Source organism: uncultured Streptococcus sp. (assembly GCF_915066115.1).
Taxonomy (GTDB): domain Bacteria; phylum Bacillota; class Bacilli; order Lactobacillales; family Streptococcaceae; genus Streptococcus.
Genome location: NZ_CAJZDT010000009.1, coordinates 15230 through 28258, shown reverse-complemented (window position 1 = coordinate 28258; position 13029 = coordinate 15230). Strand labels below are relative to the sequence as shown.

Sequence of the window (13029 nt, the reverse complement as noted above, 5' to 3'; positions counted from 1 at the left end):
AAAAGGATTCGTCCGAGTGACAAAGATTTAGTCTTTCATTTTACGATAGCGTCACTCCTGCCTGTTTTCCTGCTGGTTGTCGGACTGTTTCATGTGAAGACAATCCAGCAGATCAACTGGCAGGATTTTAACCTATCACAAGCAGATAAGATTGACATTCCCTATTTAATTATCAGTTTCAGTGTCGCAATTCTTATCTGCTTGCTGGTAGCGTTTGTATTCAAACGGGTTCGCTATGATACGGTTAAACAACTTTACCACCGTCAAAAACTGGCAAAGATGATACTTGAAAACAAGTGGTATGAATCTGAACAGGTCAAAACAGAGGGTTTCTTTAAAGATAGTGCTGGTCGTACAAAGGAAAAGATAACCTACTTCCCTAAAATGTATTATCGCCTTAAAAATGGCTTAATACAGATACAAGTGGAAATCACTCTGGGGCAATATCAAGACCAGCTCCTACACTTGGAAAAGAAATTAGAAAGTGGCTTGTACTGTGAGCTGACGGATAAAGAGTTAAAGGATTCCTATGTGGAATATACTTTGCTCTATGACACCATAGCCAGTCGTATTTCTATTGATGAAGTAGAAGCTAAAGATGGTAAACTTCGCTTAATGAAAAACGTATGGTGGGAATATGATAAGCTCCCTCATATGTTGATTGCTGGTGGTACAGGTGGCGGTAAAACTTACTTTATACTGACACTGATTGAAGCCTTGCTTCATACAGATTCAAAACTGTATATTCTTGACCCGAAAAATGCTGACCTTGCGGACTTAGGTTCTGTGATGGCAAATGTCTACTATAGAAAAGAAGACTTGCTTTCTTGCATTGAAACATTCTATGAAGAAATGATGAAACGTAGTGAGGAAATGAAGCAGATGAAGAACTATAAGACTGGCAAAAATTATGCTTACTTAGGTCTCCCGGCACACTTCTTAATCTTTGATGAATACGTCGCTTTCATGGAAATGCTGGGAACAAAAGAAAACACCGCAGTTATGAATAAGCTGAAACAGATTGTCATGTTAGGTCGTCAAGCTGGCTTCTTTCTAATACTGGCTTGTCAACGTCCAGACGCAAAATATTTAGGCGACGGAATCCGTGATCAGTTTAATTTCAGAGTGGCTTTAGGTCGTATGTCTGAAATGGGCTATGGCATGATGTTTGGCAGTGACGTACAAAAGGATTTCTTCTTAAAGCGAATCAAAGGTCGTGGCTATGTTGATGTAGGAACAAGTGTCATATCAGAGTTTTATACTCCCCTTGTACCAAAAGGATATGATTTCTTGGAGGAAATTAAAAAGTTATCCAACAGCAGACAGTCCACGCAGGCGACGTGCGAAGCGGAAGTCGCAGGTGTGGACTGATCTTGCTGGCTGGTGTGGCAATAGCCACGCCAGCACTTAACCCCCCGTATCTAACAGGGGGGTACAAATCGACAGGAAACAGTCAAAAAAACATTAGAAAATCCTTTGGTTACAAGGGATTTACAAAATTTCAGCGTATGTCAAATGGGCTTTAAAAGTTGACATACGCCTTTTTGATTGGAGGGATTTTTACTGAATGAACAAACTTGGTTACAGCATTTAAAAGAAAAACGCTTGGCTTATGGACTATCTCAAAACCGTTTAGCTGTTGCGACTGGTATTACAAGGCAGTATCTAAGCGATATTGAAACAGGAAAAGTCAAGCCATCAGAGGATTTACAGCAGTCCCTTTGGGAAGCTCTGGAACGCTTCAATCCCGACGCTCCCCTTGAAATGCTGTTTGATTATGTAAGGATTCGCTTTCCGACAACAGACGTACAGCAGGTGGTCGAAAACATCTTACAACTGAAACTGTCCTATTTTCTTCATGAGGACTATGGTTTCTATTCTTATTCAGAGCATTATGCTTTAGGCGACATATTCGTCCTTTGCTCCCATGAACTGGACAAAGGAGTTCTGGTGGAATTGAAAGGTCGTGGGTGCAGACAATTTGAAAGCTATCTTCTGGCACAACAAAGAAGCTGGTATGAGTTCTTTATGGACGTTTTGGTGGCTGGCGGTGTGATGAAACGCCTTGACCTTGCCATTAACGATAAGACAGGGATTTTGAATATCCCTGTACTCACTGAAAAGTGCCAACAGGAAGAATGTATCTCCGTCTTCCGCAGTTTTAAAAGCTATCGCAGTGGCGAACTGGTACGCAAAGAGGAAAAGGAATGTATGGGAAACACCCTCTATATCGGTTCATTACAAAGTGAAGTTTATTTCTGTATCTATGAAAAGGACTACGAGCAGTACAAGAAAAATGATATTCCCATTGAAGACGCAGAAGTAAAAAACCGTTTTGAGATTCGATTGAAAAATGAGCGTGCCTATTATGCAGTCCGTGATTTACTCGTCTATGACAATCCAGAGCATACCGCCTTTAAAATTATCAATCGGTATATCCGTTTTGTAGATAAAGACGATTCCAAACCTCGTTCTGATTGGAAACTGAATGAAGAATGGGCTTGGTTTATTGGGAACAATCGTGAACGATTAAAACTAACCACAAAACCAGAGCCTTACTCCTTCCAAAGGACGCTGAACTGGCTATCTCATCAAGTTGCCCCGACCTTAAAGGTTGCGATTAAACTTGATGAAATCAACCAGACGCAGGTTGTAAAAGACATTCTCGACCATGCGAAACTGACAGACCGACACAAGCAGATTTTGAAGCAACAGTCAGTAAAAGAACAGGACGTGATAACAACAAAAAAATAACTCAAATACAAATTCATTGAATATAGAGAGGAGAACATTTTTATGAATTTTGGACAAAACCTTTATAACTGGTTTCTATCAAACGCTCAATCACTGGTGCTTTTAGCAATCGTTGTGATTGGCTTGTATCTTGGCTTCAAGCGTGAGTTTAGCAAACTGATTGGCTTTTTAATTATTGCGATTATTGCGGTTGGCTTAGTCTTCAACGCTGCTGGAGTAAAAGACATTTTACTAGAGCTATTCAATCGCATTATTGGTGCTTAAATAAAACCGTTCTTTTGTGGAATATAAGTGGTTTTCTTATGTTCCGCAAAGGAATGGTACACCAAACGAAGTGCGGTAGGGATTTTTGAATCTCTACAAAGAAAGGACGTGAATATATGGACGATATGCAAGTCTATATTGCGAATTTAGGCAAATACAATGAGGGCGAATTGGTCGGTGCGTGGTTTACCTTTCCCATTGACTTTGAGGAAGTCAAAGAGAAAATCGGCTTGAATGATGAATATGAGGAATACGCCATTCATGACTACGAGTTACCCTTTACGGTTGACGAATACACTTCCATTGGCGAACTCAATCGACTATGGGAAATGGTATCGGAATTACCCGAAGAATTACAATCGGAGCTATCTGCTCTGCTCACTCATTTTTCAAGCATTGAAGAACTAAGCGAACATCAAGAGGATATTATCATTCATTCCGATTGTGATGATATGTATGACGTGGCACGCTACTACATTGAAGAAACGGGTGCTTTAGGCGAAGTACCAGCTAGTCTTCAAAACTATATTGATTATCAAGCCTATGGTCGGGATTTAGACCTTTCAGGAACGTTTATCTCAACCAATCATGGGATTTTTGAAATCGTCTATTAAATCTGTCGGTACATTACTACTGGCAGATTTTCTATTTTACGGGGTGGCTCAATCAGCTACCCCTATTTTTTATGAAAGGATTGATTACATGAAGAAAATACGAAGCTATACCAGTATCTGGTCTGTGGAAAAGGTACTGTATTCTATCAATGATTTTAGACTTCCGTTTCCCATAACCTTTACGCAAATGACATGGTTTGTCGTGTCACTCTTTGCAGTGATGATACTTGGCAACTTGCCCCCTCTTTCCATGATAGAGGGAGCATTTCTCAAATACTTTGGGATTCCTGTGGCTTTCACATGGTTTATGTCTACAAAAACTTTTGATGGTAAAAAGCCTTATGGATTTTTGAAGTCTGTCATTGCTTATGCACTGCGACCAAAGCTGACCTATGCAGGAAAAAAAGTAACGCTTGGCAGAAACCAGCCACAAGAAGCCATTACAGCAGTTAGGAGTGAATTTTATGGCATATCCAATTAAATACATTGAAAACAATCTCGTCTGGAATAAAGACGGGGAATGTTATGCTTACTATGAGCTTGTTCCTTACAATTACTCATTTCTAAGTCCAGAACAGAAAATACAAGTGCATGATTCTTTCAGACAGCTTATCGCACAAAATCGTGATGGCAAAATTCATGCTTTACAAATCAGTACAGAATCCAGCATACGTTCTGCACAAGAGCGTTCCAAAAATGAAGTCACTGGCAAGCTCAAAGCGGTTGCCTATGACAAAATCGACCAACAGACAGACGCTTTAATATCCATGATTGGCGAAAATCAAGTGAACTACCGTTTCTTTATCGGCTTTAAGTTGCTTCTCAACGATCAGGAGTTTTCTATGAAAAGTCTTACCGTTGAAGCAAAAAATGCTTTGTCTGATTTTGTCTATGATGTGAACCATAAGCTGATGGGCGATTTTGTTAGTATGAGTAATGATGAAATCCTGCGTTTTCAGAAGATGGAAAAGCTCTTAGAAAATAAAATCTCTCGTCGTTTCAAAATCCGCAGGTTAGATAAGGACGACTTCGGCTATCTGATTGAACACCTTTACGGACAGACAGGCACTGCCTATGAAGAGTATGAGTACCATCTATCAAAGAAAAAGCTGGATAATGAAACGCTGATTAAATACTATGACTTGATTAAGCCTACTCGCTGTTTGGTGGAAGAAAAACAGCGATATTTGAAAATCCAGCAGGAAGATGAAACCGTCTATGTAGCTTACTTTACCATTAACAGCATTGTCGGAGAACTGGACTTCCCGTCCTCTGAAATCTTCTACTACCAGCAACAGCAATTTACATTCCCGATTGATACGTCAATGAATGTGGAAATTGTAGCGAATCGTAAAGCCCTATCTACTGTCCGCAATAAAAAGAAAGAACTGAAAGACTTGGATAACCACGCTTGGCAAAGTGATAATGAAACCAGCTCCAATGTGGCGGAAGCTCTGGAAAGTGTGAATGAGCTGGAAACCAATTTAGACCAAAGCAAGGAATCTATGTACAAGCTGTCTTATGTGGTAAGGGTATCAGCAAATGATCTTGACGAACTCAAACGTCGTTGTAATGAAGTGAAAGATTTTTATGACGATTTAAGCGTAAAACTGGTACGACCATTTGGGGATATGCTCGGCTTACATGAAGAATTTTTACCTGCCAGCAAGCGTTATATGAATGATTATATTCAATACGTGACCTCTGATTTCCTCGCTGGTTTAGGTTTTGGTGCTACTCAAATGCTGGGGGAAAATGAGGGGATTTATGTTGGCTACAGCTTAGATACTGGACGCAATGTCTATCTGAAACCTGCTCTTGCCAGTCAAGGGGTTAAGGGTTCAGTAACCAATGCGTTAGCGTCGGCTTTTGTTGGTTCGCTGGGTGGTGGTAAATCCTTTGCGAATAACCTTATCGTCTATTATGCGGTGCTTTATGGGGCACAAGCAGTGATTGTAGACCCAAAAGCAGAACGTGGCAGATGGAAAGAAACCTTGCCAGAGATTTCCCATGAAATCAATATCGTCACTCTGACTTCTGATGAGAAAAACAAAGGCTTACTTGACCCTTATGTGATTATGAAAAATCCCAAAGATTCTGAATCACTGGCTATTGATATTCTGACATTCCTTACGGGGATTTCCTCTCGTGATGGGGAACGCTTCCCAATCCTTAGAAAAGCCATTCGTGCAGTAACCAATAGTGAAGTACGAGGGTTGATGAAAGTGATTGAGGAATTACGGGTTGAGAATACGCCACTAAGTACCAGTATAGCCGACCATATCGAAAGTTTTACAGACTATGACTTTGCACATTTATTATTCAGTAATGGTTATGTGGAGCAGTCTATCAGCTTAGAAAAACAACTGAACATTATACAGGTTGCGGACTTGGTACTTCCCGACAAGGAAACTTCCTTTGAGGAATATACCACTATGGAGCTTTTATCCGTTGCTATGCTGATTGTCATTAGTACCTTTGCTTTAGACTTTATCCATACAGACCGAAGCATTTTCAAGATTGTAGATTTAGACGAAGCATGGAGCTTTTTACAGGTAGCACAAGGAAAAACACTATCTATGAAGCTGGTTCGGGCTGGTCGTGCTATGAACGCTGGGGTATATTTCGTGACCCAAAATACAGACGACCTCTTAGATGAAAAACTGAAAAATAACCTCGGCTTAAAATTTGCATTTCGTTCCACTGACCTTAACGAGATTAAAAAGACCTTAGCCTTTTTTGGTGTAGACCCAGAGGACGAAAACAATCAGAAGCGATTGCGTGATTTGGAAAACGGGCAATGCCTTATCAGTGATTTATATGGTCGTGTCGGTGTGATACAGTTCCACCCTGTATTTGAAGAACTGCTCCATGCCTTTGATACCAGACCACCTGTGCGAAAAGAGGTGTAAATGTGAAACCATCAATAGTAAACAGAATAAAATCAAACTGGACGCTGAAACGTCTAGGTAAAGTGGCAATGACAGTGGCTTTCACACTTGTGATTGCCATTTTTCTTTTAGCCATGCTGGGAACGGTGGTTCAAGCTGCGGGCTTGGTAGATGATACGGTCAATGTGGCAAATGAATACAGCCGATACCCACTTGAAAACTATCAACTGGATTTTTATGTGGATAATAGCTGGGGCTGGCTTCCGTGGAACTGGTCGGACGGGATTGGAAAACAGGTCATGTATGGACTATATGCCATTACCAATTTTATTTGGACAATCAGTTTGTATGTTTCCAATGCGACAGGTTACTTAGTACAGGAAGCCTATTCCTTAGACTTCATTTCCGCTACAGCAGATTCCATTGGTAAGAATATGCAGACCTTAGCTGGTGTGAGTGCAAACGGATTTTCAACAGAGGGTTTCTATGTTGGATTCCTCTTACTCTTGATTTTGGTTCTTGGGGTTTATGTTGCCTATACGGGACTGATAAAGAGAGAAACCACAAAGGCAATTCATGCCATTATGAATTTTGTGCTGGTGTTTATCCTATCGGCTTCCTTTATTGCCTACGCTCCCGACTACATTAAAAAAATCAATGACTTTTCATCAGACATCAGTAATGCCAGTTTATCACTTGGCACGAAGATTGTCATGCCCCATTCCGATAGTCAAGGCAAGGACAGCGTGGACTTAATCAGAGATAGCCTGTTTTCCATACAGGTTCAGCAACCGTGGCTACTGCTTCAATACAACAGTTCAGACATTGAAAGTATCGGTATTGACCGTGTGGAAAGCCTGCTCTCCACCAGCCCAGATTCCAACAATGGCGAAGACAGAGAAAAAATTGTTGCGGAAGAAATTGAAGACAGAAGCAATACCAATCTAACCATTACAAAGACCATTAACCGTTTAGGTACAGTCTTCTTCCTATTTGTCTTCAATATTGGGATTTCCATATTTGTATTCCTATTAACAGGAATCATGATTTTCTCGCAGGTACTTTTTATCATCTATGCTATGTTTCTGCCTGTGAGCTTTATTTTAAGCATGATTCCATCATTTGATGGTATGTCAAAACGAGCCATAACAAAGCTCTTTAATACCATTTTGACACGAGCTGGAATCACATTGATTATTACGACAGCATTTAGTATTTCAACCATGCTCTATACCTTATCGGCTGGTTATCCGTTCTTTTTGATTGCTTTTCTACAGATTGTGACCTTTGCAGGAATCTACTTCAAGCTGGGCGATTTAATGAGTATGTTTTCTCTACAGAGTAACGATTCTCAAAGTGTGGGAAGTCGTGTGATGAGAAAACCTCGTATGCTTATGCACGCTCACATGCACCGTCTACAGCGGAAACTTGGACGTTCTATGACTACTCTAGGGGCTGGGTCTGCCATTGTTACAGGTAAAAAAGGACAGTCGGGTTCGGGGAGTTCTGCAAGGACACAAGCAGATCACTCCCGACCAGACGGAAAGGAAAAATCAACACTTGGAAAACGTATCGGTCAAACCATCGGTACAGTAGCTGATACCAAAGACAGAATGGTAGACACTGCTAGTGGTTTGAAAGAACAGGTTAAAGATTTGCCGACCAATGCAAGATATGCAGTATATCAAGGAAAATCCAAAGTAAAAGAGAATGTCCGTGATTTAACCAGTAGTATTTCTCAAACCAAAGCGGACAGAGCCAGTGGACGCAAGGAACAGCAGGAACAAAGGCGAAAAACCATTGCGAAGCGTCGCTCTGAAATGGAACAGGTCAAACAGAAAAAACAGCCTGCTTCTTCTGTTCATGAAAGACCGACTACAAGACAAGAACAATATCATGATGAACAGACCTCAAAACAGTCTAATATTCAGACTTCATATAAGGAATCTCAACAAGCCAAACAAGAGCGTCCAGCAGTTAAGTCCGATTTTTCAAGTCCAAAAGTGGAACGCCAAGGCAATACCGTTCAAGAAAAAACCGTTCAAAAGCCAGCAACTTCAACCACTACAGCAGATAGAACTTCACAACGTCCAATCACAAAAGAACGTCCGTCTACTGTTCAAAGAGTACCACTACAAAATACAAGAAGTAGACCACCAATCAAAACCGCCACCATTAAGAAAGTCGGTAAGAAACCATGAAGTTGAAAACTTTAGTGATTGGTGGTTCTGGATTATTCTTGATGGTCTTCTCACTGCTTCTGTTTGTTGCCATTTTATTTTCAGATGAACAGGACAGCGGAATTTCCAATATTCATTATGGAGGTGTGAATGTTTCCGCAGAAGTGCTGGCTCATAAGCCTATGGTAGAAAAATATGCCAAAGAATATGGCGTTGAAGAATATGTCAACATACTTCTTGCGATTATACAGGTGGAATCGGGCGGTACTGCGGAAGATGTTATGCAGTCCTCGGAATCCCTCGGTCTTCCACCTAATTCATTGAGTACAGAAGAATCCATTAAGCAAGGTGTGAAGTATTTCAGTGAATTATTAGCCAGTAGCGAAAGGCTCAGTGTAGATTTAGAATCGGTTATCCAGTCCTACAATTATGGTGGTGGTTTCTTAGGGTATGTGGCTAATCGTGGAAATAAATATACCTTTGAACTGGCTCAAAGTTTCTCAAAAGAGTATTCAGGTGGCGAAAAAGTGTCTTACCCCAATCCCATAGCCATACCTATCAATGGGGGCTGGCGATACAACTATGGCAATATGTTTTATGTGCAACTGGTAACGCAGTATCTTGTCACAACAGAGTTTGATGATGATACGGTACAAGCCATCATGGACGAAGCACTGAAATATGAGGGCTGGCGATACGTTTACGGTGGAGCTTCCCCGACTACTTCTTTTGATTGTAGCGGACTGACACAATGGACGTATGGAAAAGCTGGAATTAACTTACCACGAACCGCACAACAGCAATATGATGTGACCCAGCATATCCCACTATCGGAAGCACAAGCTGGCGATTTGGTTTTCTTTCATTCTACCTATAACGCTGGCTCTTATATTACTCATGTTGGGATATACCTTGGCAATAACCGTATGTTTCATGCAGGCGACCCAATCGGTTATGCCGACTTAACAAGCCCCTACTGGCAACAGCATTTAGTGGGAGCAGGACGAATCAAACAATGAGAAAGGAAGATTTAATGATGAAATTTAGAAAAAATCAGAATAAAGAAAAACAGATACCAAAGGAAAAGAAACCTCGTGTCTACTATAAGGTCAATCCTCATAAAAAGGTTGTGATTGCCTTGTGGGTACTTTTAGGGCTTAGTTTCAGCTTTGCGATATTCAAGCACTTTACAGCTATAGATACTCATACTATTCACGAAACAACTATCATAGAAAAGGAATACGTTGATACTCATCATGTAGAAAATTTTGTAGAGAACTTTGCGAAAGTCTACTATTCATGGGAGCAATCCGATAAGTCCATTGATAATCGAATGGAAAGTCTAAAAGGCTATCTGACAGATGAACTTCAAGCTCTCAATGTTGATACAGTACGCAAAGATATTCCTGTATCGTCTTCTGTAAGAGGATTTCAGATATGGACGGTAGAGCCAACTGGCGACAATGAGTTTAATGTAACCTACAGTGTAGACCAGCTCATTACAGAGGGAGAAAATACAAAGACCGTCCACTCTGCTTATATAGTGAGTGTCTATGTAGATGGTTCTGGAAATATGGTACTGGTTAAGAATCCGACCATTACCAACATACCTAAGAAATCAAGTTATAAACCAAAAGCCATTGAAAGTGAGGGGACGGTTGATTCCATTACAACCAATGAAATCAATGAGTTTTTAACGACGTTCTTCAAGCTCTATCCTACAGCGACAGCCAGTGAACTTTCCTACTATGTGAATGACGGGATATTAAAACCAATCGGAAAAGAGTACATCTTTCAAGAACTGGTAAATCCTATTTACAATCGTAAGGATAATCAAGTCACGGTATCGCTGACAGTGGAGTATATCGACCAGCAGACCAAAGCAACGCAGGTATCTCAATTTGATTTGGTACTTGAAAAGAACGGGAGTAATTGGAAGATTATAGAATAACAAATATTGGTACATTATTACAGCTATTTTGTAATCACGTACTCTCTTTGATAAAAAATTGGAGATTCCTTGACAAATATGCTCTTACGTGCTATTATTTAAGTATCTATTTAAAAGGAGTTAATAAATATGCGGCAAGGTATTCTTAAATAAACTGTCAATTTGATAGTGGGAACAAATAATTGGATGTCCTTTTTTAGGAGGGCTTAGTTTTTTGTACCCAGTTTAAGAATACCTTTATCATGTGATTCTAAAGTATCCGGAGAATATCTGTATGCTTTGTATGCCTATGGTTATGCATAAAAATCCCAGTGATAAAAGTATTTATCACTGGGATTTTTATGCCCTTTTGGGTTTTTGAATGGAGGAAAATCACATGAAAATTATTAATATTGGAGTTTTAGCTCATGTTGATGCAGGAAAAACTACCTTAACAGAAAGCTTATTATATAACAGTGGAGCGATTACAGAATTAGGAAGCGTGGACAAAGGTACAACGAGGACGGATAATACGCTTTTAGAACGTCAGAGAGGAATTACAATTCAGACAGGAATAACCTCTTTTCAGTGGGAAAATACGAAGGTGAACATCATAGACACGCCAGGACATATGGATTTCTTAGCAGAAGTATATCGTTCATTATCAGTTTTAGATGGGGCAATTCTACTGATTTCTGCAAAAGATGGCGTACAAGCACAAACTCGTATATTATTTCATGCACTTAGGAAAATGGGGATTCCCACAATCTTTTTTATCAATAAGATTGACCAAAATGGAATTGATTTATCAACGGTTTATCAGGATATTAAAGAGAAACTTTCTGCCGAAATTGTAATCAAACAGAAGGTAGAACTGCATCCTAATATGCGTGTAATGAACTTTACCGAATCTGAACAATGGGATATGGTAATAGAAGGAAATGATTACCTTTTGGAGAAATATACGTCTGGGAAATTATTGGAAGCATTGGAACTCGAACAAGAGGAAAGCATAAGATTTCAGAATTGTTCTCTGTTCCCTCTTTATCACGGAAGTGCAAAAAACAATATAGGGATTGATAACCTTATAGAAGTGATTACGAATAAATTTTATTCATCAACACATCGAGGTCAGTCTGAACTTTGCGGAAAAGTTTTCAAAATTGAGTATTCGGAAAAAAGACAGCGTCTTGCATATATACGTCTTTATAGTGGCGTACTGCATTTGCGAGATTCGGTTAGAATATCGGAAAAGGAAAAAATAAAAATTACAGAAATGTATACTTCAATAAATGGTGAATTATGTAAAATTGATAAGGCTTATTCCGGGGAAATTGTTATTTTGCAGAATGAGTTTTTGAAGTTAAATAGTGTTCTTGGAGATACAAAGCTATTGCCACAGAGAGAGAGAATTGAAAATCCCCTCCCTCTGCTGCAAACGACTGTTGAACCGAGCAAACCTCAACAAAGGGAAATGTTACTTGATGCACTTTTAGAAATCTCCGACAGTGACCCGCTTCTGCGATATTATGTGGATTCTGCGACACATGAAATCATACTTTCTTTCTTAGGGAAAGTACAAATGGAAGTGACTTGTGCTCTGCTGCAAGAAAAGTATCATGTGGAGATAGAAATAAAAGAGCCTACAGTCATTTATATGGAAAGACCGTTAAAAAAAGCAGAGTATACCATTCACATCGAAGTTCCACCGAATCCTTTCTGGGCTTCCATTGGTCTATCTGTAGCACAGCTTCCATTAGGGAGCGGAGTACAGTATGAGAGCTCGGTTTCTCTTGGATACTTAAATCAATCGTTTCAAAATGCAGTTATGGAGGGGATACGCTATGGCTGTGAACAAGGATTGTATGGTTGGAATGTGACGGACTGTAAAATCTGTTTTAAGTATGGCTTATACTATAGCCCTGTTAGTACCCCAGCAGATTTTCGGATGCTTGCTCCTATTGTATTGGAACAAGTCTTAAAAAAAGCTGGAACAGAATTGTTAGAGCCATATCTTAGTTTTAAAATTTATGCGCCACAGGAATATCTTTCACGAGCATACAACGATGCTCCTAAATATTGTGCGAACATCGTAGACACTCAATTGAAAAATAATGAGGTCATTCTTAGTGGAGAAATCCCTGCTCGGTGTATTCAAGAATATCGTAGTGATTTAACTTTCTTTACAAATGGACGTAGTGTTTGTTTAACAGAGTTAAAAGGGTACCATGTTACTACCGGTGAACCTGTTTGCCAGCCCCGTCGTCCAAATAGTCGGATAGATAAAGTACGATATATGTTCAATAAAATAACTTAGTGTATTTTATGTTGTTATATAAATATGGTTTCTTGTTAAATAAGATGAAATATTTTTTAATAAAGATTTGAATTAAAGT

Annotated in this window: 11 protein-coding genes and 1 pseudogene; all 12 read left to right on the top strand. The window is 39.6% G+C overall.

The genetic code is table 11. The features are described 5' to 3' along the window. Positions 1–1371 (top strand): FtsK/SpoIIIE domain-containing protein (locus tag QZ565_RS01590; protein ID WP_295524535.1); only part of this gene is annotated, 1371 nt, incomplete at its 5' end. A 2-nt stretch (positions 1372–1373) separates the two neighbouring features. Continuing rightward, the gene (locus QZ565_RS01585; protein ID WP_000879507.1) at positions 1374–1526 is read left to right on the top strand and encodes a hypothetical protein; all 153 of its coding nucleotides are present in this window, start codon (positions 1374–1376) and stop codon (positions 1524–1526) included. A 22-nt stretch (positions 1527–1548) separates the two neighbouring features. Beyond that, entirely contained in the window at positions 1549–2754 is a 1206-nt protein-coding gene (gene mobT / locus QZ565_RS01580; protein WP_000398284.1) for a MobT family relaxase, read from the top strand. A gap of 42 nt (positions 2755–2796) precedes the next feature. Then, the gene (locus QZ565_RS01575) at positions 2797–3018 is read left to right on the top strand and encodes a hypothetical protein (protein ID WP_001009056.1); all 222 of its coding nucleotides are present in this window, start codon (positions 2797–2799) and stop codon (positions 3016–3018) included. Between the two features lie 116 nt (positions 3019–3134). Next, positions 3135–3632 (top strand): antirestriction protein ArdA, encoded by a 498-nt coding sequence (locus tag QZ565_RS01570; RefSeq protein WP_000342539.1) that lies wholly within the window; start codon positions 3135–3137, stop codon positions 3630–3632. Positions 3633–3720: 88 nt separating this feature from the next. Further along, positions 3721–4113 (top strand): conjugal transfer protein, encoded by a 393-nt coding sequence (locus QZ565_RS01565; protein ID WP_000723888.1) that lies wholly within the window; start codon positions 3721–3723, stop codon positions 4111–4113. Beyond that, positions 4097–6544, top strand: coding sequence for an ATP-binding protein (locus QZ565_RS01560; protein ID WP_000331160.1), 2448 nt, complete (start codon positions 4097–4099; stop codon positions 6542–6544). Before QZ565_RS01565 ends, QZ565_RS01560 begins: the two co-directional genes overlap by 17 nt. Positions 6545–6546: 2 nt before the next feature. Further along, positions 6547–8724: a CD3337/EF1877 family mobilome membrane protein gene (locus QZ565_RS01555; RefSeq protein WP_000804748.1), complete on the top strand. Its 2178-nt coding sequence runs from the start codon at positions 6547–6549 to the stop codon at positions 8722–8724. After that, on the top strand, positions 8721–9722 hold the full coding sequence (locus QZ565_RS01550) for a bifunctional lysozyme/C40 family peptidase (protein WP_000769868.1): 1002 nt from the start codon (positions 8721–8723) through the stop codon (positions 9720–9722). Before QZ565_RS01555 ends, QZ565_RS01550 begins: the two co-directional genes overlap by 4 nt. Then, positions 9719–10654, top strand: coding sequence for a conjugal transfer protein (locus tag QZ565_RS01545; protein ID WP_261043921.1), 936 nt, complete (start codon positions 9719–9721; stop codon positions 10652–10654). The genes QZ565_RS01550 and QZ565_RS01545 overlap by 4 nt, the downstream gene beginning before the upstream one ends. A gap of 313 nt (positions 10655–10967) precedes the next feature. Then, positions 10968–11015, top strand: a pseudogene (locus tag QZ565_RS09295) (hypothetical protein); the annotation flags it as partial. Between the two features lie 15 nt (positions 11016–11030). After that, positions 11031–12950 carry a tetracycline resistance ribosomal protection protein Tet(M) gene (tet(M), locus tag QZ565_RS01535; protein WP_295524531.1) on the top strand — a complete coding sequence of 640 codons (1920 nt, stop codon included), beginning with the start codon at positions 11031–11033 and terminating at the stop codon, positions 12948–12950. The last annotated feature ends 79 nt before the right edge of the window (positions 12951–13029 follow it).